This window comes from Pedobacter cryotolerans (genome assembly GCF_005116475.1).
Classification (GTDB): Bacteria; Bacteroidota; Bacteroidia; order Sphingobacteriales; family Sphingobacteriaceae; genus Pedobacter; species Pedobacter cryotolerans.
Map to the genome: position 1 here is coordinate 22,932 of NZ_SWBO01000002.1, position 22,236 is coordinate 45,167.

The 22,236-nt window shown below is 34.7% G+C and carries 20 protein-coding genes; 5 read left to right on the forward strand and 15 right to left on the reverse strand.

Features of this window, described 5'->3' with window-relative positions:
* Positions 1-66: 66 nt before the first annotated feature.
* On the reverse strand, positions 67-1,989 hold the full coding sequence (locus tag FA045_RS03275) for a 7TM diverse intracellular signaling domain-containing protein (RefSeq protein WP_136874448.1): 1,923 nt from the start codon (positions 1,987-1,989) through the stop codon (positions 67-69).
* 265 nt (positions 1,990-2,254) lie between these two features.
* Here FA045_RS03275 and FA045_RS03280 point away from each other — a divergent pair, with 265 nt between their 5' ends.
* Complete coding sequence (locus FA045_RS03280) at positions 2,255-3,427, forward strand: chondroitinase-B domain-containing protein (protein ID WP_136874450.1); 1,173 nt, start codon at positions 2,255-2,257, stop codon at positions 3,425-3,427.
* A gap of 10 nt (positions 3,428-3,437) precedes the next feature.
* Here FA045_RS03280 and FA045_RS03285 read toward each other — a convergent pair whose 3' ends face one another.
* From FA045_RS03285 to FA045_RS03300, 4 genes are all read right to left on the reverse strand, one after another.
* Positions 3,438-3,896 carry a MaoC family dehydratase gene (locus tag FA045_RS03285; protein ID WP_136874452.1) on the reverse strand — a complete coding sequence of 153 codons (459 nt, stop codon included), beginning with the start codon at positions 3,894-3,896 and terminating at the stop codon, positions 3,438-3,440.
* A gap of 34 nt (positions 3,897-3,930) precedes the next feature.
* Positions 3,931-4,401, reverse strand: coding sequence for a pyrophosphohydrolase domain-containing protein (locus FA045_RS03290; protein WP_136874455.1), 471 nt, complete (start codon positions 4,399-4,401; stop codon positions 3,931-3,933).
* Between the two features lie 152 nt (positions 4,402-4,553).
* The gene (locus FA045_RS03295; RefSeq protein WP_136874457.1) at positions 4,554-5,321 is read right to left on the reverse strand and encodes an SDR family NAD(P)-dependent oxidoreductase; all 768 of its coding nucleotides are present in this window, start codon (positions 5,319-5,321) and stop codon (positions 4,554-4,556) included.
* A 91-nt stretch (positions 5,322-5,412) separates the two neighbouring features.
* Complete coding sequence (locus FA045_RS03300) at positions 5,413-6,345, reverse strand: helix-turn-helix domain-containing protein (RefSeq protein WP_136874459.1); 933 nt, start codon at positions 6,343-6,345, stop codon at positions 5,413-5,415.
* A 578-nt stretch (positions 6,346-6,923) separates the two neighbouring features.
* Between FA045_RS03300 and FA045_RS03305 the strand changes: the two genes are divergently transcribed.
* Genes FA045_RS03305 through FA045_RS03320 form a run of 4 tightly spaced genes read left to right on the forward strand, consistent with a single transcriptional unit; the run spans position 6,924 to position 10,162 of the window.
* Positions 6,924-7,664, forward strand: coding sequence for an MlaE family ABC transporter permease (locus FA045_RS03305; protein ID WP_136875276.1), 741 nt, complete (start codon positions 6,924-6,926; stop codon positions 7,662-7,664).
* Positions 7,665-7,670: 6 nt separating this feature from the next.
* A complete protein-coding gene (locus tag FA045_RS03310) occupies positions 7,671-8,444 on the forward strand; it encodes an ABC transporter ATP-binding protein (RefSeq protein ID WP_136874461.1) in 774 nt (257 codons plus the stop codon).
* Positions 8,445-8,447: 3 nt separating this feature from the next.
* A complete protein-coding gene (locus FA045_RS03315) occupies positions 8,448-9,440 on the forward strand; it encodes an MlaD family protein (RefSeq protein WP_136874463.1) in 993 nt (330 codons plus the stop codon).
* Between the two features lie 11 nt (positions 9,441-9,451).
* Positions 9,452-10,162: a class I SAM-dependent methyltransferase gene (locus tag FA045_RS03320; RefSeq protein WP_136874465.1), complete on the forward strand. Its 711-nt coding sequence runs from the start codon at positions 9,452-9,454 to the stop codon at positions 10,160-10,162.
* A gap of 46 nt (positions 10,163-10,208) precedes the next feature.
* Here FA045_RS03320 and FA045_RS03325 read toward each other — a convergent pair whose 3' ends face one another.
* The 10 genes from FA045_RS03325 to FA045_RS03370 form a co-directional block, all read right to left on the reverse strand.
* Entirely contained in the window at positions 10,209-11,960 is a 1,752-nt protein-coding gene (locus FA045_RS03325) for a HAMP domain-containing sensor histidine kinase (protein ID WP_136874467.1), read from the reverse strand.
* Between the two features lie 155 nt (positions 11,961-12,115).
* Positions 12,116-13,228: a sensor protein KdpD gene (locus tag FA045_RS03330; protein WP_136874469.1), complete on the reverse strand. Its 1,113-nt coding sequence runs from the start codon at positions 13,226-13,228 to the stop codon at positions 12,116-12,118.
* A gap of 189 nt (positions 13,229-13,417) precedes the next feature.
* Positions 13,418-14,488: a porin gene (locus tag FA045_RS03335; protein ID WP_136874471.1), complete on the reverse strand. Its 1,071-nt coding sequence runs from the start codon at positions 14,486-14,488 to the stop codon at positions 13,418-13,420.
* Positions 14,489-14,697: 209 nt separating this feature from the next.
* The gene (locus tag FA045_RS03340; protein ID WP_136874473.1) at positions 14,698-15,270 is read right to left on the reverse strand and encodes a K(+)-transporting ATPase subunit C; all 573 of its coding nucleotides are present in this window, start codon (positions 15,268-15,270) and stop codon (positions 14,698-14,700) included.
* 187 nt (positions 15,271-15,457) lie between these two features.
* Entirely contained in the window at positions 15,458-17,560 is a 2,103-nt protein-coding gene (gene kdpB / locus FA045_RS03345) for a potassium-transporting ATPase subunit KdpB (protein ID WP_136874475.1), read from the reverse strand.
* Positions 17,561-17,732: 172 nt separating this feature from the next.
* Positions 17,733-19,451, reverse strand: coding sequence for a potassium-transporting ATPase subunit KdpA (kdpA, locus tag FA045_RS03350; protein WP_136874477.1), 1,719 nt, complete (start codon positions 19,449-19,451; stop codon positions 17,733-17,735).
* A gap of 72 nt (positions 19,452-19,523) precedes the next feature.
* Positions 19,524-19,601: a potassium-transporting ATPase subunit F gene (locus FA045_RS19185; RefSeq protein WP_136875278.1), complete on the reverse strand. Its 78-nt coding sequence runs from the start codon at positions 19,599-19,601 to the stop codon at positions 19,524-19,526.
* 378 nt (positions 19,602-19,979) lie between these two features.
* Positions 19,980-20,279: a type II toxin-antitoxin system RelE/ParE family toxin gene (locus tag FA045_RS03360; RefSeq protein WP_136874479.1), complete on the reverse strand. Its 300-nt coding sequence runs from the start codon at positions 20,277-20,279 to the stop codon at positions 19,980-19,982.
* A 2-nt stretch (positions 20,280-20,281) separates the two neighbouring features.
* Complete coding sequence (locus FA045_RS03365) at positions 20,282-20,506, reverse strand: addiction module protein (RefSeq protein ID WP_136874481.1); 225 nt, start codon at positions 20,504-20,506, stop codon at positions 20,282-20,284.
* A 158-nt stretch (positions 20,507-20,664) separates the two neighbouring features.
* Complete coding sequence (locus tag FA045_RS03370; protein ID WP_136874483.1) at positions 20,665-22,002, reverse strand: sigma-54-dependent transcriptional regulator; 1,338 nt, start codon at positions 22,000-22,002, stop codon at positions 20,665-20,667.
* Positions 22,003-22,236 lie beyond the last annotated feature (234 nt).

Below are 22,236 nucleotides of genomic sequence, written 5' to 3' on the forward strand. Positions count from 1 at the left end.
TGAAATATTTTTTAGAAAAACGATTAACTGAAGGCTTAAACATTGATTTTAGTTCTTTTGCAGCAGTTATTTATTAATGATGAGCTTGCTCCAACCAGATTTACCGCTGCCTTTAATGTCTTTTTTGCGATCTTCCATTACTTTTTTAACCTTCGAAGCGTAGGTCCAACAGGTACTTTGTCTTATTCCAATCCTTTCTGAAAGCTTATGAGAAGATATGGCACCTTTATGGTTGTACATTAAATAAACCAAATAAAAGGCCTTGTTAATTGGAATACGATTGTTTTCAAAAATGGTATCGTGTAAAACTGATTCTTCATAAGCACATTTGGTGCACCTGCGATTAAATGGAACTTTACCGTTGCAATAGCTCGTATTGCTGCATTTGATACAGGCATAACCATTCTCCCATTTCATATCAGCTAAAAATTTATAACACGAATCTTTATCTGGATATTTTAAACTAAACTCTTCAAAATCAACCTCTGTTGCATTTACACGTGCTTCTCTTACCTTTTCTATATTTGTTTTTAGATTGATGTTATCTTTTTCCAGCAAAATATTCATCCTAGAAATCTCTTCAGCTTGATGCTCTAACAAAGTATTTTTTGATAAAAGTTCTTCGTTTTGATGTTCGATAGTAATATTTTTCTGCTGCAACTCGGCCGATTTTTGTTGCACCTCCTTTGTTCGCACTACTACTTTATCTTCTAATTCCTTATTAATGTTATCTTTCAATTCTGCATTAACCTGCATTTGTTTGATGATTTGTTTGCGAGCATTTTCTTTTTTACGCCTTAAAATCCTTACCTGATCGCCAATGGCAAAAGATAAAAAAACCATCTCTAGTAAAAAGCCAAAGCTTAAACTGTAGTAACCAACAACATTGCCTATAAATAACCTAGACCAGCCTAAAATGTGTACAATTTTGATGATAAAGCCGAGCGACAGAAAAAAGTAGCCCAAAACAAAAAACCTAGCGGGGCCATATTGTTTTTTCCACCAGATGTAAATACCAGTAAAAAAGCAAAGCGATAATGGAATAAACTCTAAAAATTTGTACTTGAACCAATCGGTGTTATAGAAAAGACAAACTAAAAAATAGATTAACCTGATTATAATTAGAAGGTTGATAACCGTATTAATTTTTGGAGCCTTTATTTTAACATGCAAAAGTTCTTTGGTAAAAATTAAGCCAAAAGTGCTTAAGAAAAAAAGCGAAACCCCATACGCATACTCGTTCCAAACAGGTTGGTTTGGCCATAGATATTGAAAAGCAATTCCATCGGTCGACATTTCGAACATTCCAACACTTAAAACATATAAAATGTAGAACAGATATTGCCGTCTTCGCACTGCTAAGAACATCAATAAATTATGGAAACTAAAAATTACAATCATGCCATAGAAAAAACCAAACATGATGTATTCTGATAACGCATAACCGATAAACCTTTCTACTGTTCTAAAAACAATAATAACGTTTACCTGATCTTTAGATTCTACCCTGAAGTAATAAAAATACTCTCCTTTTTTATCGGTATTAATTAAAAATTGGAAGTTTTTATGATGAAATGAGCGCTCTCTAAAGCTTAAATCGGCACCAGCCTTACTTTTAACATAATTACCATTTTCGTCAGGCAAATACGCCTCCACATGATCAGTAATCTGATCGAAGAACTCGATAATAGCAGAGTGACCCAATTTTTCATTAAACCTAACTTTTATCCGATACCAATAAGCAGCCTTACGGTTATAGTTTTTAGGATAAAAATCTTTATTGGCAATAAACTTATCCTGATAAGCCGCACTTTTAACCTCTTCAATCGTTAAATTTCGATTTATATCTTCTAAACAAACGATCTCTTTATTTACAAAAATATGTTCTTTTGTATTGGTATCTATATTAACAACTTGCTGTGCTATAACCTGATGAGCACTAAAAAAAATAAAAAAGTAAACTAAACGGTTTATAACTTTTCTTAACATATTAACTAATTTGTAAATTATAATCAGTTACTATATTTAAAATATGGCTCATACCTGATGTTAAAAATGATTTGGTTTAAAACTGTTTAAATTTAGCACGAATAAATTGTTTGGTTCTTGAAAACAGTAACCAAGGCACCAAGCCGCGGTAAGTGTTTACAAGTGTAAATTGAACCTATCATTTTTAAACAGCTTCTTATTATTGATTAAATATATTAACAAAAAATTAAATACCTTACCCTATTGTTTAATATCATTATCAATTGTGAAAAAACTATTCATTTTCTTCCTGCTCATCAACAGCTATCAACTCGCTAGTGCCGCTAAATACAAGGTTAATTCTGCAGATGAACTAAAAAACTTAATGCCAAATTTATTACCTGGCGATGAAGTAATTATCGCTAATGGAAAATATATTAATTGGGCGGTAGAAATTACATGCAATGGCACTAAAGCAAAACCAATTGTATTTAAGGCAGAAAATGTAGGTTCGGTTATTTTTTATGGCGAAACTCATCGAACTATTTTTAAAATTACTGGTCATTACATTACCTTAAGTGGCTTAGTATTTAACCAATGTATTTTAACAAAAAAAGAAGGAAAAACCGCTGTGTTAATAGAAATGAGCAACACCAAAAACTGCATAATTACAAAATGTGTTTTTAAACAAAACAATTCAAAAATTCAGTATTCGCCTTTGGTAATTATAGCTGGTAATGGTTTTAAAAACAAAGTTGATCAATGTTTATTTGAACAAAACATCGATGTGCAAGACATACAGGTTAAAATAACAAAAGAAAGTGCCCCTCAGTTTTCTACTATCTCCTATAATATTTTTAAAAACAAACCAAAGGTTACGTGGCAAAATGGAAATGGTGGCGAATGTGTACAAATAGGTCAAGACCCCATTTTGTTAGGCAATATGGAAGCAAACACATTAGTTAGTCATAACAAATTTTACAACTGCGATGGTGAAAATGAAATTATCAGTAATAAAAGCAGTAAAAACACTTATTTAAGCAATTATTTTACAGAATGTGATGGTGAGTTGGTTATGCGTGGAGGACATGATTGCATTATTAAAGGAAACATTTTTAACAGCGGTACTGGAGGAATCAGAATTAATGGAACTGGCCATATCATCAGTAATAACAAAATTAAAAACATAAAAACAGCCATTAGGTTAATGTACGGAATGACAAAGGGTAAAAATGAAACTGGCTTTTATGTGGCGGCAAGTGATTGTATAATATCAAACAATAAAATAACCAATGCCCAAAATGGAATTTTAGTAGGTGATAATAAAAATGAAGATTGGACTGGCAAATTCGACACCAAGCGGTATCCATCACCCGTTATGCAAAACGTTGCACCATTTAACAATAAGTTAAATGGCAATGTGTTTAAAAATGTAAAGGCTACTGAAGTAATTCAATAGCCTTTGTATTCTAATTAAAATGATATAAAAACATTACATCGCCAGTATAAGCTGGTTTAGCTTGGTCTTTTATGCTTAAGGTTGCTTCAATAATAACTTTGGTAATGCCTCTTAAATTAACGATAGATTTGAGTTTGGCTTTTAACTGAACTTCACTATCAACTATTACAGCCTGCCCAAATTTAAAATTTTCGATACCATAGTTAATCTCCATTTTAATATTTCTAATGTCAGCAATTTGCTTCCATAAATATGGGATTAAAGATAAAGTTAAATAGCCATGTGCAATAGTAGCTTTAAAAGGTCCTTCTTTTTCAGCCTTTTCTTTATCTGTGTGTATCCACTGATGATCTAAAGTGGCATCTGCAAACTTATTAATTTGTTCTTGATTGATGGTATGCCAATGCGACAAACCAATTTCCTTACCTAAGTAAGCTTCAAACTCTGCGTAACTATTAACAATAACCATATTTTTTTTTCTTGTAATAAGCGCTAAAATAACATTATTGTTTTAATAAACTACCTAAATTTGCGGGCGAATAATTAATTGATTTTAATGTTTTATGATCATTAGTTCTGTACACTAAAAACAAGCCATCAATTTCTTTATGGTACGCTTCAACACTTGCCGTATTTTTATAATGCGCAATTGTTTCATTCGCCTCTTCAATAGTTTTGCAGGCTTTGCTCATGTTAGAACGATGAACTTCATCAAATAAATTTTTAAACTTATCTCCTAAGCCAAATTCTAAAACTGCACCTGCCAATACATATTGCAAATCGCATAATGCATCTGCAATTTCTACCATGTTATTATCATTAATTGCTTCTTGTAGCTCTTTTAGCTCTTCCGCAATTAAATCAACCCTTAATTGGCTTCTTTCTTTAGCTGGTATGGTTGCCTTCTCTAAAATTGGATGTTTAAAGGTTTTATGAAATTCTGAAACTTGGCTTAGTGCATTTAAATCTTCCATTTATATATTTTATTGCACGAAGGTTACATAATTTTAATTTAAGGTCAAATTTTATTATCAACATCATATTTTGTTTCCACAATGTGGATCTATAAAAACATAAAAGCCTACCTAAAATAAATTAAGTAGGCTTTATCAGAAGGCTTGTTTAGCTAAACGTTAAATCCACCAGAAACTTCAATTCGTTGCGCATTAATCCATTTCGATTCATCCGAACATAAAAATGCAACAACAGAACCTATATCGTCTGGTAAACCTACTCTACCTAATGCTGTTTGACTAGCCAAAACCTGATTAAACTCGGTATTATCCCTAACAAAACCACCACCAAAATCGGTAGCTATGGCGCCAGGCGCCACAGAATTAACTCTAATTTTTCTTGATCCTAATTCCACCGCTTGATATCTCGACAATGAATCAACAGCTGCTTTCATTGGTCCATAAGCAGAGTATCCAGCGAATGAAAAACGTGCCAAACCAGACGAGGTATTCACTATACTACTTCCATCATTTAAAAGTGGAAGTAGCTTTTGGGTGAGTAAATAAGGGCCTTTAAAATGAATATTCATCATGGCATCTATCGCATCCTCGGTTGTACTTTCAAATGGCATGTTTAGGCCAACTCCGGCATTATTTACTAATGCATCTAACTTTCTGCCATTAAAATTATTGGTTAGCAAAGCTGACAGTTGATTTTGAAATTCAGTAAAGCTAGCCGAACTTGAAAGATCAAGTTGTAGAGCAGCAGCTTTTTTTCCTAATGAACTAATTTGCTCCACTACTTCTGTTGAGTCGGTAATTTTTGTTTGATAAGTGATAATTACATCAAAACCTTTTGCAGCTAATTGTAAAGCAGCATCTTTCCCTAACCCACGGCTTCCGCCAGTAACTAAGGCTATTTTATTTAAATTTTGAAACATGTTTTGTATATTTAATTTACACCCCAAAATTGCGTATAAACCAAATGAAAAGTTTGCATGTTTCAAATTAATATTTGCAAAAATCAAATAATTACGTTCTGTATACCAAAGGTGATACACTGTTGTTCTTTTTAAAGAAGTTAGAAAAATGGGCAACTTCCTCAAAGCCTAAACTATAGGCAATTTCAGAAACATTCCAATTGGTTTGCTGAAGTAAAATTTTGGCTTCTTGATTAATCCTACTTCCAATAATATCTCCAGTTGTTTTACCTATGGTTTCTTTAAGTACCTTATTTAAATGATTAACATGAACGTTCAAAGCATCGGCATATTGTTTTGGTGTTTTTAGCTGCAAAACCTGCGCTATATTTTCAATTGGAAACTGTCTTTCTAGCAATTCAATAAATAAAGATGCTATTCTTGTAGTGGCTGTTTTAACATTATTTTGCGGGGCAATAGGTTTAAGTTTTTGACCATAATGAATTAATTCCATTAAATAGTTGCGAAGCAGTTCATACTTATATTGATAACTAGAAGCCATCTCTAAATGTATTTTGTCAAAAATTTGTTCAACAGCTTTATATTGTTCTCCAGAAATTTGAAATACAAAATCGCTTTGATTAGAAAAAACAGGAAGTAAATCAATATCCAAACCTATCTTAGAAATAGGTGCAAAATCTTTAGTAAAAACACAAAAATGACCAGACTGGTCTGTAGCTGTATTTGGCGTATATCGATAGGGTATTTTTGGCGTTGCAAACAACAAGCCGTATGTATCTATTTTTACAGTTTTACCTGCATATTCCACTAGATTTTCTCCGTTAATTAAACTCACTTTATAGTAAGTCCTTCTGTTATAGGGCATATCAGGCTTACCTGCACTAGACTTGTACATGTCTTTAATATTAAAAACATTAAAGTGACCAATATCTTTATTTAAATTTTCGGCTAGAAAGTGTTCTAAATCAGAACAGGTTTCTTTGAATATTTCTTTGTAAAATTCTCGTATAGTAATGCTCGTCATCGTTTTGCGAAATTCAAATATACATTTCAATTATAAACAATCATATTTAATTCATTAATAATGCTTCTTATACCCAAACCCTTTCTGCTTAACCAAGTAACAGTTTGCCATTAAACTCACATATCGTTTACACTATTTTGTGTTGTGCAAATTTCAAAGTGCTAATTTTTATATAGCTAGGTATATAGTTTCATTCAAATAGTTATTTAACTGTGAATTAATAATGATAGCTAGATAGATGTAAAAAGTGCTATTTACAACTTTAAATTTTTATTTGTTTATCCATATTTCCAAAACAAAACTTAGTAGTCGATTGTCTGTAAGCTAAAGCTTATCATTATTCTGAAAACCAATATTTTATAAATAAACAACAGCAGTTTAATTGGCTAAAAACAGAGAAACTATTAAAACTATTTAGCATTACTATCACCGTATTTAATGTAGATGGACTTAAAAAATGAAAAATCACCTATAGGTTAATATATTTTACAGCAAGATATTAGATGCAAACAAAATCAAATGATCACGAAGTAGAAATAAAGGAAGCTACTATTCAGCCACCAGGAAAATTTGCTACGATGTTTTTAACCATTTATGAGGTCTATCGTTTCATCGTTAGGTTTTTTAAGGAAGCTTTTCTCCCTCCATACGAACTAAAAGAGTTGATGAGACAGTGTTATGAAATAGGTTATCGATCAGCTTTGCTCATTTCTACAACTGGTTTTATTACAGGTTTAGTTTTTACAAAACAATCCAGACCTTCCTTATCAGAGTTTGGCGCTACTTCATGGCTACCTTCTTTGGTTGGCATCGCACTCATTAGAACCTTGGCGCCTTTATTAACCGGTTTAATAGCGGCTGGCAAAGTTGGATCGAGCATTGGAGCCGAACTTGGCTCGATGAAAGTTACCGAACAAATTGATGCGATGGAAGTTTCGGCAACCAATCCTTTTAAATATTTAGTGGTAACAAGGGTACTTGCAGCAACCATCACCTTACCTATTTTAACATTTTATACTGCAATGATTGGTATGTTGGGTTCGCTTCTCAACGTTTCAATGAACGAAGGAACAAGTGCCAGTGCTTTTTTTCAAAGTTCATTAGAAAGTATTACTTTTTTAGATATTACCGCATCTACCATTAAAGCTATTTTATTCGGTTTTACAATCGGTATTGTTGGTTGTTTTCAGGGATATAACTCAACTAAAGGTACCGAAGGAGTTGGTAAAGCCGCAAATGCCTCGGTGGTTATTGCCATGTTTTTAATTTTTGTGGAGGAAGTAATCTGTGTTCAATTTTTTAGCCTCTTTTTAAACTAGGTATTTATGGTACAAAAAAAACTAACCGATTTAAATGGCGAAAAGGTAATAGAGATAAAGGATCTATACAAATCTTTTGGAAAGCTTAATGTATTATCTGCTGCGAATTTAAATGTAATGAAAGGTGAAAACCTAGTTATACTAGGGAAATCTGGTACAGGTAAATCGGTACTTATTAAAATTATTGTGGGTTTGCTAATGCCAGATAGTGGAATTGTTAACGTTTTGGGGCAAACTGTAGACCAAATTAGCTACAAAGAACTTTTAGCTTTGCGTTTACGTGTTGGCTTTTCATTTCAAAACAGCGCATTATATGATAGCATGACTGTAAAGCAAAATTTAGAGTTTCCATTGGTTCGAAATCAGCGATTGCTTACCAAAGCCGAAACCGCAAAACGTGTTGACGAAATGTTAGATGCAGTGGGATTACTCAAAACACTAAATCAAATGCCTTCAGAACTTTCTGGTGGGCAGCGTAAAAGAATTGGCATTGCCAGAACACTTATTTTACAACCAGAGATTATGCTTTACGACGAGCCTACCGCTGGGTTAGATCCGGTAACCTGCATAGAAATTAATACTTTGATTAACGATGTTCAGGAACGTTTTCATACCAGCGCCATCATTATTACACACGATTTAACCTGCGCCAAAGAAGTAGGAAATAGAATCGCCATGCTGGCTGATGAGCGTTTTGAAAGACAGGGTGCTTTTGAAGATGTTTTTAATTCTGGAGACCTAGCAGCCCAACCATTTTATGATTATAATTTTATCCAATAAAACATGGCATTAACAGACAACCGTAGAAAAATAACAGTAGGGATTTTCATCGCCCTTGGCCTTCTTATTTTTATTCTTGGAATTTTTACGCTGGGCTCGCAGAAAAAAACATTTGTAAAAAGTTTTACACTTAGTGTAATATTTGATGATATCCAAGGATTGAAAAAAGGCAATAATGTTTGGTTTTCTGGTGTGAAAATAGGAACTATTAAAAAGATTGAATTTTTTGGCACTTCTCAGGTTAAAATATTAATGAGTATTGAGGAAGATGTGCATCAATATATACACAAAGATGCAGGAGCAAGCATTAGTGCCGATGGATTAATTGGTAATAAGATTGTGGTAATAACAGGCGGAAATCCAAAATTACCATTTGTAGAAGATGGAGACCAATTGAAAGTGGACGCTTCTATTTCTACTGATGATATGATGAAAACCCTGCAGGTAAATAATAAAAACTTAGTAGAAATTACTAGTGATTTTAAATTACTTGCCAGAAATTTGGTAGAAGGAAAAGGAGCTGCAGGTGCATTGCTTACCGACCAACAAATTGCAAATGATTTTAAGGCAATGGTGGCAAATTTAAATAAAACAGCTGTAGCAACAAGTCGCACTGCGGATGAAATGAGCAAATTTGCAGGTACATTAAATACAAAAGATGGGTTGATGAATAAATTACTAACCGATACAGCTGTTTTTACGAAATTCCAGCAATCTGCACAATCACTGCAAAAATCAGCACAATCTGCACAAGAACTTGCTGCGAACCTGAACTCAGCATCAGCAAAATTAAAATCGAGTGATAATGCAGCAGGTTTATTGTTGAATGATGCCAAAACTGCTGAACAAATTAAGGCAATTGTGAGCAACTTAGAAACTGGAAGTAAAAAGCTGGATGAAAATTTGGAAGCCCTGCAAAGCAATTTTTTATTGAGGGGATTTTTTAAAAAAAGAGCCAAAGAACAGGAAAAGCAAGCAAAGGAAATCAAACCATAAATCAAATTTTTATGAAAATACCATATCTCCTATCCTTTTGCTTTTTGATATTGCTGCAAACTGCCTGTGCTCAAGATCAATCACCTTATACTTTCAAAAAGCCATCTGCAAATGGCACTGGTAAGATTTACATGGGCAGAGAGATTGCACATGTAATGAGTTTTGAGGGTGTAGATTGGTTGGAACGCAACAGCCGAACACAGGAAGAAAATACGACACTAGCCTTGGCTTCCCTACCGCTCAAAAACAATAGTGTAGTGGCCGATGTAGGTGCAGGCTCTGGATTTTACACTTTTCGAGTTGCCCAGCGCATTCCAAAGGGCAAAGTTTATGCGATAGAGATTCAGGATGATGCCATTGCCTACCTCAAAAAAAAGGCACTTGATGACCGACTTACCAACGTGGAAGTAATTAAAGGTACTGAAAAGACACCCAATTTACCCGCCAACTCTATCGATTTGGCATTTATGGTAGATGTTTACCACGAACTACAACACCCTGCAGCTTATTTAGCAGCCTTGAGCAAGGCACTTAAACCCAATGGACAATTACTGTTGCTAGAGTACAAGGAAGAAGATCCGATGGTAGCCATTAAACCTGAACACAAAATGAGCGTAAAACAAACGAAAAAGGAACTCGCTGCAAATGGTTTTAAGTTGGTTAAAAACGGCACATTTTTACCATTGCAACATTTTCTGTTGTTTGAGAAAACTGGGAATTAACTATAACGCTTGTTGAATTTCAAATTTTGCTTCAACTCCATTTTACCTATGCAACAGGTAATTGAAAACTAAACTTACTTCCCTCACCAACCGAACTTTCTACCCAAATATTGCCATTTTCTGCTTCAATAAAGTCTTTAGAAATAGCTAAACCCAAACCAGATCCAGATTTGTTTTGCCCGTCTGTTGGTACTTGATAATAGCGGTCGAATAATCGTTTTTGGTACTGTTCTTCAATTCCTTTGCCGAAATCTTTTACAGAGAATGTGATGAATTTATCTTGCTCAAAAACATCAATGATAATTTTAGATTTAGCTGAGCTGTACCTTAACGCATTTGATAAAAAATTAACCATTACCCAAGCTGTTTTTTGAACATCGGCATTTACAAAAGGCAGGTTATTTGTACTGTTAAACACTAAATCTATACCCTTTTGCTCGGCTTGAAATTGCACTGCAGCCAAAGCAAAATTTACAATTTCTACAGGATTAGTTTTTACTAAATTCAACTGCAAGTTTCCAGTTTCTACCTGCGCTAAATCCAACAACTCGCTGGTAATTTTTAATAACCTTTCGCTATCTTCTTTAATGTGGTTTACCAATTGATTTTGTTCCTCATTCATTACACCAACTCGTTCATCATTTAGCAATTTTAAACTCATTTTTATGGATGATAATGGCGTTTTTAACTCGTGAGAAACCGTAGCAATAAAATTTGTTTTAGCTTCATCTAACTCCTTAAATTTAGTTACATTTTTAAGGATGTAAACTTTACCTGCAGATTTGCCAGCGGTTATTAAAGTTTGCTCATTCGGGTCATCCAGATTTGGAATAACAATTTCTCTGTTTTCTAATATGAAATAAGATTCCTTTTCATTGGCATAAATTTTAACTGGTTCATCGCCTATTTTCTCTGTCAACAATCTTTTAAATAATTCATTTTTTTGAGCCAATTCTACAGCATTTTTACCAATTACATAGGCCGAGTTTAAGTTTAATAACTCACTTGCAACCTTATTTAAAAATAGGATTTCTTGCTTTTCGTTTAGTCCAATAATTGCATCTTGCATTTGCTCAATTATGGTTTCTATTCGCTGTTTTTCTGAAATGAGCTGTGCAACATTGCTATTGTCCCAGTTTTTTAACTCGATTGCCATTTTATTAAAAGCCAAAGCCAATTCGCTAAATTCATCACTACCTTTAAAATCAAGCTTCTGTCTGTAATTTTTACGACTTATTTCCTTAATTCCTGCTAATAATTCTCGTAACGGATTAGCAATAAACCCAGGAAAGTTTACAATAAAACTAAATAGAATGATGAAAGTTATTGATGCAGTTACGCTTAAGTAAATAGTTGCTTTTTGCGTAGCTTTTTGTGCCTCATCATTTTTTTTAACGATGGCATTCATATTCAGTTCGTCAATATTGCGCAATTGCAACCGAATTTGAGCCATTGCATTATTTTTTGCCTCAATAGCATTATTAGGATTGGCAATACTTACAAATGCTTTTCGCAATGCGATAACAGCATTTTTTTCTCCGTTTTCGGTGATGTTGTTTTCTTCTAATTTTAAAGCTTTATCAAACGCCGAAACGTTTTTTAAGTTGATGTTCCCATTTTCATTATCCAATGCAGTTAGCATCTCATTTACATAAATTAACGATTTATAATTATCCTTTAAGATAACCTTAGAACGTTCTGAAATTTGGTTGATATGATATAGAGAAATACCTCCGAAACTAATTACCACCAAGAATAAAAAGCCGAAACCAAGTCTGAGTTTTGTTTTAATGTTCATTTTACTATAATAGTTGTTTTAAATATTAACCACCCCGCCCTTTGGGCACCCCTCCAAAGGAGGGGAATTGCGTTTTACATTCCCTCCGATGAAAAATCTGAGGGTGGTTGCAAACCGGGGTGTTTAAATTTTAGACTGATTAAACTCATTTTTTATCAAGACAAAATAACTAAATCTGTTTCTGTTTTTGCCATCGCTTTTAGCAGCTGATTAAATACACTTGTACTCAAAATCAATTGAAAAAGATTGAAATGCGGTTTGCCAATACAAATGGTAGTCACCTCTTTTTCCATTGCTAAATTGATAATTGTTTTTGTAATCTCATTGCTTTTAATTCTGATGACTTCCGCCCCTAATTCTGTTGCTAACTTTAAATTATTAAGTAAATATCGTTGTTTGTCTAACTTAATTTTATCAGCGGTTTCATTATTACTTTGTACATACAAAACCAACCAAGGCGAGTGATAGTAAGAAGCCAAACGAGCCGTTTTTCTAATTACAACTTTTGCTGTTTCCTGATTTGAAGAGATACACGCCAGAAATCGTTCTTGCCTTAATTTAACCTGTTTAGGCACCTCAATATTTACTTTCCGCTCTACCTGATGGGCAACTTCTTTTAGAGCCAACTCCCTCAATTGCAATATCTTTTCGGCTTTAAAAAAGTTATTCAAAGCTTGCTCAATTTTATTGGCTTGATAAATTTTTCCTTCTTTTAATCGGTTCAATAATTCATCAGCGGTTAAATCTATGTTTACAATTTCATCAGCAATTTCTAAAATCTTATCAGGAATTCTTTCCGTAATCGGGATGCCCGTAATTTGCTCTACCTCTTCATTAATACTTTCTAAATGCTGAATATTTACCGCCGAAATTACACTGATACCAGCTTCTAAAATATCTAAAACATCTTGCCATCGCTTTGCATTTTTGCTGCCTTCTACATTGGTATGAGCCAATTCATCTACAATCACAATTTCTGGATGCGCATTGATAATTCCATGCACATCCATTTCTTCTAACTCTTTGGCTTTATAAAAGATTTTCTTCCTAGCAATAACCGGAATGCCAGCTAATAATTCGTGGGTTTCTTTTCTGAAATGCGTTTCGATATAGCCAATTCTAACATCAACGTTGTTGCGTAAAAGAGAATGCGCTTCTTGCAACATCCGGTAAGTTTTACCCACACCAGCACTCATACCGATGTAAATTTTTAACTTACCCCTGCGGTTTTTTTTAACTAAATCTAGAAAATCACGAACGTCTTGCATATTTTAAATTGATTTTAGGAACCACCCCGTCCGCCGCGGCGGCCACCCCTCCAATGGAGGGGAATTGCGACCTTAATTCCCCTCTTTTAGAGGGGTGCCCAACGGGCGGGGTGTTTAATTTTGAAACATTTTATTTTTACATTCATAATCTTTCAGACTTTCCGACCTCCCGACTTCCGGACTATCAATTTAAAATGAAACCGCTATACTCGCCGTTACACTTGCATTATGGTTTACATTACTTAAATCTCTTACAAAAACTTTGTCTTTGCTATCGTAAACTTTGCCTTCCAACCTAACTACCGCATTGCTGATGGGCGCATAATCTAAGTTTAAAGAGTACCCCATTGTTTTAAAACCGTTTGGTGTGCCAGTGGCGATGAAAACTCCATCTTTGTCTTTGTAATATTCGGTCCTGCCAGCAATTGCCCATTTTGGATCAATCTTATATTGCGCTATTAAAACTGGAGACAATACTTCGCTTTTTGCCGACTGACCTTTTACTTTTTGTTGCGTTGCGTAATCAAATCCGCCAGTTAAACCAAATTGATCTGTAAGTTGTGCAATTGCATAAAAATTATGATAAATTCTAGTTACGGCAACCGCATTTAATCCTTCTTTACCTAAATAGTTGCTGTAATTTAAGGTAAGTTGTGATGTAGGTTTATAAGTTAATTGCAATCCACCTGCTGGTTTGCTATTTCCATCCAATCGCTTAATTTTTTGCCAGCCGTTTAGGTATAAAACTGTGGCTGTTAATTTGCCATCGGCTGTGCCATAAGTTAATTTTGCCCCAGCTTCATAATAAGGTGTATTTTCTGAGGAGATATTTCTGGTCAATACCCAACAATCTTTACTGATGGCACTTTCAAAACCAATGTGCGATGAGAAAATTCCTGCATCAAGCCAAAGGTTTTCAGTTTTACTTAATTTTAAACCTGCATTGGCTTCGTAAATGTTTTTTAGCACACCAGGCTCAGCCGAAAGATTTACATTGGCATAAGTTCCTGCCATTAAGGCGATATTTGCCCTAACCATTTCGCTGTCGTAATTCGCTTTAATAAAACCCAAATTTAGGTTTACTTCATTGTGTCTGTTATGCGAATAAACAAATGATGGTCTATTATTATCCACAGGTTTATTAAAATCGTAACCATAATAAGTTTCTAAATATCCTGATACTTTAATTTTTGATGCTTCTTGAGCTTGTACGCTAATGCCTATTAATGAGGCTATAATTATTGTGATAAGTTTTTTCATTTTTTTATTTTTTTGGGAAATAGATTTATTTGGGAAAATAGAGAATAAGAATTGGGAAATTAGCTGGATGCATAGCTATTATGGTTAATTTAAGAAACAGGGAATAGAGAATGGGAAATGGGGAATTGACAGGATGCATAAGGACTATACTATCGCACTTGGTCTATTCCCTATTTCCTACTAATTCTATTTCCTATTTCCACCTTTTTCTATTTCCTACTACCAAACTCTTCCAAAGCAAAATTCAACTTTAACACATTTACAGTTGTTGGTCCAAAAAAACCTAAAAATGGTTTTTGTGTATTGGCTACCACTAATTCTGCTACCTTTCTTTCGTCTATTTTACGATAAGCAGCAATTCTTTTAATTTGAATAATAGCTCCTTGTTCAGAAATATTTGGGTCTAATCCGCTACCAGATGCGGTAACCATATCTGCAGGGATATCGCTTTTTTTAATGCTTGGGTTGTATTTCAATAGCGTATCAATTCTATTGGAAACTTCTTTTAAATAATCCGGATTTGATGGTCCTTTATTTGAACCGCCAGAACCTGCTGCATTGTAATTTACTGCCGATGGTCTGCCCCAAAAATATTGTGGTTTAGTAAACGATTGACCTATTAAGGCATAACCGATAACTTTTCCATTTTTAGTGATTTTCTCCCCACCACCATTGCCTTTGCTAAATTTTCCTGCTAAGGCAATGCTGATTGGATAAACTACGCACAACAACACTAATAATACTACTGTTAAGCGAACTGATTGAATGATATATTTTTTCATTTTTTTTTAAGTTTTGTCATCCAGATCCGCCGAGGCGGAGAAGGATCTCGAAGATGAATGTTAATTTTATTTTCTCGCTTCGCGGATGATTACACCGATTTTAGCGATTACACTGATTTTTTATTATTGATTAGCTTTGACAACTTTATTTGCTTTTTGGTAATAAAGTTGTCAAAGCTTTTTAATCCTACACAAATAACCCCACCACTAAATCAATAAGTTTAATACCAATAAATGGAGCTACAACTCCACCAATTCCGTAAATAAGTAGGTTTCTTCTTAACAAAGCCGTTGCTCCAATTGGTTTGTAAGCCACGCCTTTAAGTGCCAATGGAATTAAGATTGGAATAATAATCGCATTAAAAATTACTGCCGACATAATTGCGCTTTCTGGTGTATGCAGACCCATAATATTTAGGCTTTGCAAAGCAGGAATTGAGGCAATAAACAAAGCAGGAACAATAGCAAAATATTTGGCCACATCATTAGCGATTGAAAAAGTGGTTAACGTTCCTCTGGTAATTAAAAGCTGTTTTCCTATCTCTACAATCTCAATTAATTTGGTTGGGTCGTTATCTAAATCGACCATATTGCCAGCTTCTTTTGCAGCTTGCGTTCCGCTGTTCATTGCAACGCCAACATCTGCTTGAGCCAATGCAGGTGCATCATTTGTTCCATCGCCCATCATTGCAACTAGCTTACCTAAAGCCTGTTCGTCTTTAATGTAGTTCATTTTATCTTCAGGTTTTGCTTCCGCGATAAAATCATCTACACCAGCTTTTTCTGCGATATATTTGGCTGTTAAAGGATTATCGCCTGTTACCATTACCGTTTTTACACCCATTTTACGTAAACGCTCAAAACGTTCGCTAATGCCTGGTTTAATAATATCCTGCAATTCAATTACACCCAATGCTTTTTCATTTTCCGAAACTACCAATGGTGTTCCGCCATTAGAAGCGATGTATTTTACTTTCTCTTCAATATCAAGAGGAAAAACATTGCCAGCTTTTTGAACGATATTTCTGATGGAATCAAAAGCACCTTTTCTAATTCTTCTACCATCAACGGTGTCTAATCCGCTCGAACGAGTTTCTGCTGTGAATTTGATAAAAGCCCCACCCCCGCCTGTCCGGCCGGCAGGCAAACCCTCCCCAGAAGGGAGGGCTTTAAAGTTTGCTATCAAATTTTCTATTTCCGCCCTGTCTCCCTCTCCTCTGGAGAGGGTTGGGGTGAGGCTCAGTTCAATAATAGATTTTCCCTCTGGGGTTTCATCTGCCAACGAACTCAATACGCAAGCATCAATAAATGTTTTTTCATCAACACCTGCAGTAGGGTAAAAATTTGTCGCTTTGCGGTTACCGATGGTAATTGTTCCCGTTTTATCTAATAGCAAAACATCAATATCGCCAGCAGTTTCTACCGTTTTACCAGATTTGGTAATTACATTTGCTCTTAACGCTCTATCCATTCCGGCAATGCCGATGGCAGAAAGTAAACCGCCTATGGTTGTCGGAATTAAACATACAAACAGTGAAATTAAAGCTGCAATGGTTATTGGTGTATTGGCATAAGCTGCAAATGGTTTTAAAGTAATACAAACGATGATAAAAACCAAGGTAAAACTTGCCAATAGTATGGTTAAAGCAATTTCATTCGGTGTTTTCTGACGAGAAGCACCCTCAACTAAAGCAATCATTTTATCTAAAAAACTCTCACCGGCTTCGGTAGTTACTTTAACTTTTATCTCATCAGATAACACTTTTGTTCCTCCCGTTACAGATGATTTATCGCCACCACTTTCTCTAATTACAGGTGCAGACTCTCCCGTAATTGCAGACTCGTCAATTGTTGCAATACCTTCAATAATTTCTCCATCTGTAGGAATGATATCTCCAGTTTCGCAGATAAAAACATCTCCTTTTTTTAATGTATTTGATGAACGGATTTCGTAACTTCCATTTACTAAAACAACTTTAGCAGGCGTTTCTTCTCTCGTTTTACGTAAACTGTCTGCTTGTGCCTTTCCTCTTGCTTCGGCAATTGCCTCTGCAAAATTGGCAAACAAAACGGTTAGCAATAACACCAAAAAGATGAAGAAATTATATACTGGCGAACCCTCTCTGGTGTTGAAGATAGAGTAAACGGTTACGTAAGCCATAACCAATGTTCCAATCTCTACGGTAAACATTACTGGGTTTTTAATCATCACCCTTGGGTTAAGTTTGATGAAGGATTGTTTGAGCGCTGTTTGCACAAGTGCGGGCTCAAATAATTTTGTTGATTTCATAATATGATTTTATGTTTTGTCATCCAGATCCGCCGCGGCGGAGAAGGATCTCCAAGATGAATGATTACAAGGATTAATTTTTTAGTGTTTGTCAGCCTGAGCCTGTCGAATCCTGCCTGCCCGACAGGCAGGGATTATCGAAAGCACTTCGACAAGCTCAGTGGGACATATTTTATTTTAGCATCGTAAAGTATTCTGCAATTGGCCCCAATGCCAAAGCAGGGAAATAAGAAAGTGCATTTAAGATTAGGATTACCGCGAAAGTCATTAGCGCAAATGTTTTGGTATCTGTTTTTAATGTACCTGCACTTTCTGGAATGAATTTCTTCTTTGCTAATAAACCTGCAATTGCCAACGGCCCAATAATTGGTAAAAATCTACCCAGTAAGATGATAACTCCTGTTAAAAGGTTCCAGAACATATTGTTATCTCCCAAACCTTCAAAGCCAGAGCCATTGTTTGCATTTGATGAGGTTACCTCGTACAACATTTCTGAAAAACCGTGAAATTGTGGATTGTTGAGCCAGTTTTTAGGCTGAATTGCCCAGGCCGCATCGCCATTATTGGTAAAAATATAAGATGCCAAAGCTGTGCCAGCCAATATTAAAAATGGACTGAGCAAAGTAATAATCGCTGCAATTTTAATCTCTCTAGCTTCCACCTTGTGCCCTAAAAATTCTGGTGTACGGCCAACCATTAAGCCCGAAATAAATACAGCGATGATGAGATAAATGAAATAGTTTAAAATTCCGACGCCACAACCACCGTAAAGGCCGTTAATCATCATTCCTAATAATTGCCATAAACCTGTTAAAGGCATTGTACTGTCGTGCATCCCGTTTACAGAACCAGTAGAAATGATGGTGGTTAAAGTGCTCCAATAAGCTGTTGCAGCTGGGCCAAACCTAACTTCTTTGCCTTCCATTGCGCCAGTTTTTTGTGTAATTCCTAATTTTGCAAGCGCAGGATTACCACCCAATTCTGATGTTAAACTAGGTATCATTAATAACAACATTCCGATGGTCATTACACCGAAAATCATCCATCCTAATTTCCTTCTGCGAATGAAATAACCAAAACAAATAACCATTGCAATTGGGATAATCGTTTGCGCAATCATCTCTACCATATTGGTAAAGTAACTTGGGTTTTCTAATGGATGCGCAGAGTTTACGCCAAAGTAACCACCACCGTTTGTACCCAAATGTTTAATGGCAATCATTTGCGCAGCTGGTCCTCGAGAAACATTCACAGTATCGCCCTGCATAGAAATGAACTGATCTTTGCCCTCGTAACTTGCCGGTGTGCCATTAAATGTTAAAAGCAAAGCAACAACAATAGATAGTGGTAATAACAAACGAGTAATTGCTTTCACAAAAAACTCGTAAAAATTACCTAAAGTTGTGGTAGTTTTATCTCTAAAAGCTTTAAATAGCACAACAGCAGCAGCAATTCCAGTTGCAGCACTTACAAATTGCAAGAACATTAAAACGTATTGTTGGCTCAAATAACTCACACCGCTTTCGCCAGAATAATGCTGCAAATTACAATTTGCTACAAAGCTGATGATAGTGTTAAATGCCAAATCGTGTGTCATCCCTGGGTTACCATCTGGATTAAGTGGTAATTTGTCTTGATATAACAAAACAAAAAAGCCATAAACCAACCAAACAGTGTTGATGAGCAATAAAACTTTTAAGTGTTGTTTCCAATCCATTTGCTCTTTTGGATTGATGCCTGAAAGTTTATAAATTCCACTTTCTAGCGGTTTAAGGAAGTCTGTCCAGACTTTTTCTCCTGCAAATACCTTGGCTAAATACTTTCCTAGCGGAATAGCAATTACAAGTGTTAAGATGAATGTGGCAATGATGCCGAGATATTCTGTGTTCATTTTTTTTCGGTTAATTGTCATCCTGAGCGTAGTCGAAGGATAATTTCGATGCTTTTAAGACGACAATTGGTTTTAAAATTTTTCTGGTTTGATAAGCACGTAAACCATATAAAGGAATACGGCAATGGAGACGATAAATAATGCTAACATAATTTAAATGTTTTCGAACCAATCGATGGATTTGTAAATGATCCAACAAAAGATGATGAGGGTGAGCAATAAGACAATTGTGTACATAGTGATTTTAATTTCGAGCCCTATACCAATTGTTAAACCAAAAGTACCTACTTCTATATATAATATTGAATTACAAATAGTTAAGATAATACTGTGAATTTTAAGCATAAAAAAACCCTTCCAAAATGGAAGGGTTTTTATCAAAATGGTAATTTGTTCGTCATACCCAACTCGATTGGGTATCGTAATGCGATAAAAAGTGATAGTGCCCACACAGGTCTTAGCGTCTCGCTAATACCTAAGTCCAAAATTTATAAGCCTTGGCGAGATGCTAAGACAAGCATTTGTGATTTATCTGTTTTGATGTAGTTTGGGATTACGATTTTGATGCAGAATAGCAACAATAACTATCCTCTTATATTCATCATCGATAAAAAAATGGATAGCGTAAGGAAAAACATCAGTAAAAGCTGATCTTATTTTTTTATATTTTATCTCATAACCTTTAGGATTATTTTGAACTCTAACCAATGCTCTTTTAACTTCTTGAGCAAAGCGTTTTTCTAATCCTATTTTTTTGCCTTTATACCAATTTTTTGCCTCTTGTATTTCAAACTTTACTTCATCAAAATAATGTAAGTTGTAACCCATACTTATTTATCAAGTTCACTCATCAATTCGGATATTGGTTTTACCCTCTCTGGGTTATCCTCAATAGCTTGTAGTCTGCTATCTAGAATTTCTTTATGCCATTCAGGCAAGGAAAAATCGACACTATCTACATTAGGATATATACTTTTTATCTTCTCCCATTCTTCTATTGGAAGTTGAACAGCAGTAACTAATCCGTTCTCGTTTGATAAATATTGAATGTTCATATACCAAATTTAACAAAAAAAATTTCAATATATTAATTTAAATGCTTGAAATAGTTAAAATCACTGGTCTTAGCGTCTCGCTAAGACCAAAGTTCAGTTTCCTAAGTTCATCCATTTGTCTTAGCGAGACGCTAAGACTAGATTTACGACTAGATTTATTAAACCTCCCCAATCTGGTACTCTTCAATTTTCCTATAAAGCGTTGTCAAGCCAATATTTAACAATCGAGCAGTTTCTGTTTTGTTGCCTTTGGTGTGTGCTAAAACCTTTTGAATATGTTGTTTTTCTATAGTTTGCAAATCGAAAGCATTTGTAATTGGCGCATCAATAAAGAACTCTATTGGTAATTGATTAGCCATTAAAACATCTCCATCTGCCAAAATCACTAACCTTTCAATTACATTTTTAAGCTCACGAACGTTTCCTTTCCAACTGTGTTTTTCTAAAACGGCTAATAATTCTTCGTCTATTTTTAGCGCAGGGCGATTTACTTTTTTTGCAAATTCCCTCAAATAAAAATCTGCCAACAAGCTAATATCCGCTTTGCGTTCTCTTAAAGCTGGCAAATTGATGGTAAAAACCGATAAACGGTAATATAAATCTAAACGGAAATGCCCAGCTTCTGCTTGCGCTTTTAAATCTCGATTGGTAGCCGCCAAAATTCGCACATTAACCTGACTTGTAGTAGTAGAACCCACTTTAATAAACGATTGATTTTCTAAAACCCTTAACAATTTGGCCTGTAAATCTAGGTTCATCTCTCCTATCTCATCTAAAAAGAGTGTGCCGCCATTGGCTTCTTCTAATAATCCTTTTTTGTCTTTATTTGCTCCTGTAAAAGCACCAGCTTTGTAACCAAATAACTCGCTTTCTAACAATTCTGGACTAAAGCCACTGCAATTTAATGCTACAAAAGGTTTGTTTTTTCTGGGGCTTTCGTAATGGATGGCTTGTGCAAAAACTTCTTTTCCAGTTCCGGTTTCGCCCAACAATGAAACGGTTGTATCTGTAACTGCAACTTTTTCTGCTAGGGCGACAGCCTCTTTTATAGGTTTAGAATGACCTAAAATTGTTTTAAAACTGTATTTAACAGCAATCTTGTTTTCTAACTCAAAAACTCTTTGTTGCAATTGTGCTTTGGCAATGGCTTTATAAACCAGTGGGATAATTTTATCGTTATCATCACCTTTGGTTAAATAATCAAATGCTCCATTTTTAATGGCTAAAACACCATCTGCTATGGTACCATAAGCAGTCAAATTTATTATTTCGATATATGATTTTAGAGCCTTGATTTGCTTTACCAACTCAACCCCATTAGCATCAGGCAGTTTTACATCGCTTATTACAACAGCAATATCCTCGCTGTTTACAATTTTTAATCCTTCTTTGGCATTTTCGGCTTGATAAACCACAAAACCTTCTAGCTCAATAATCCGAGCAAGCAGGCTCCTAATTTTAATTTCATCGTCTATGATGAGTATGGAAGATTGCATGAATTGAAATTATGTAGCAATATTAAGGATAAACCTTTATTAGTGGTGCTAAAATTATAATTTCACGAGGTTCTAATGTAAAAATATTAGTCAGCTAAACCGTAAAAGTTCCTTAAAACTTAAATTATAAAGCTTTTGATATTATTTTTAATTAATTAAAATCGAATTGATAATTTGATGTTAAAACAAATACCTGTATTTTAGCATCAATCATTTCCACCTAACGCTAATATC

Excerpts from the sequence above, each read along its gene's own strand:
- FA045_RS03275 (WP_136874448.1), bottom strand. The coding sequence starts at position 1,989 with ATGTTAAGAAAAGTTATAAACCGTTTAGTTTACTTTTTTATTTTTTTT.
- FA045_RS03285 (WP_136874452.1), bottom strand. The coding sequence starts at position 3,896 with ATGGTTATTGTTAATAGTTACGCAGAGTTTGAAGCTTACTTAGGTAAG.
- FA045_RS03290 (WP_136874455.1), bottom strand. The coding sequence starts at position 4,401 with ATGGAAGATTTAAATGCACTAAGCCAAGTTTCAGAATTTCATAAAACC.
- FA045_RS03295 (WP_136874457.1), bottom strand. The coding sequence starts at position 5,321 with ATGTTTCAAAATTTAAATAAAATAGCCTTAGTTACTGGCGGAAGCCGT.
- FA045_RS03300 (WP_136874459.1), bottom strand. The coding sequence starts at position 6,345 with ATGACGAGCATTACTATACGAGAATTTTACAAAGAAATATTCAAAGAA.
- FA045_RS03305 (WP_136875276.1), top strand. The coding sequence starts at position 6,924 with ATGTTTTTAACCATTTATGAGGTCTATCGTTTCATCGTTAGGTTTTTT.
- FA045_RS03310 (WP_136874461.1), top strand. The coding sequence starts at position 7,671 with ATGGTACAAAAAAAACTAACCGATTTAAATGGCGAAAAGGTAATAGAG.
- FA045_RS03315 (WP_136874463.1), top strand. The coding sequence starts at position 8,448 with ATGGCATTAACAGACAACCGTAGAAAAATAACAGTAGGGATTTTCATC.
- FA045_RS03320 (WP_136874465.1), top strand. The coding sequence starts at position 9,452 with ATGAAAATACCATATCTCCTATCCTTTTGCTTTTTGATATTGCTGCAA.
- FA045_RS03325 (WP_136874467.1), bottom strand. The coding sequence starts at position 11,960 with ATGAACATTAAAACAAAACTCAGACTTGGTTTCGGCTTTTTATTCTTG.
- FA045_RS03330 (WP_136874469.1), bottom strand. The coding sequence starts at position 13,228 with ATGCAAGACGTTCGTGATTTTCTAGATTTAGTTAAAAAAAACCGCAGG.
- FA045_RS03335 (WP_136874471.1), bottom strand. The coding sequence starts at position 14,488 with ATGAAAAAACTTATCACAATAATTATAGCCTCATTAATAGGCATTAGC.
- FA045_RS03340 (WP_136874473.1), bottom strand. The coding sequence starts at position 15,270 with ATGAAAAAATATATCATTCAATCAGTTCGCTTAACAGTAGTATTATTA.
- kdpB (WP_136874475.1), bottom strand. The coding sequence starts at position 17,560 with ATGAAATCAACAAAATTATTTGAGCCCGCACTTGTGCAAACAGCGCTC.
- kdpA (WP_136874477.1), bottom strand. The coding sequence starts at position 19,451 with ATGAACACAGAATATCTCGGCATCATTGCCACATTCATCTTAACACTT.
- FA045_RS19185 (WP_136875278.1), bottom strand. The coding sequence starts at position 19,601 with ATGTTAGCATTATTTATCGTCTCCATTGCCGTATTCCTTTATATGGTT.
- FA045_RS03360 (WP_136874479.1), bottom strand. The coding sequence starts at position 20,279 with ATGGGTTACAACTTACATTATTTTGATGAAGTAAAGTTTGAAATACAA.
- FA045_RS03365 (WP_136874481.1), bottom strand. The coding sequence starts at position 20,506 with ATGAACATTCAATATTTATCAAACGAGAACGGATTAGTTACTGCTGTT.
- FA045_RS03370 (WP_136874483.1), bottom strand. The coding sequence starts at position 22,002 with ATGCAATCTTCCATACTCATCATAGACGATGAAATTAAAATTAGGAGC.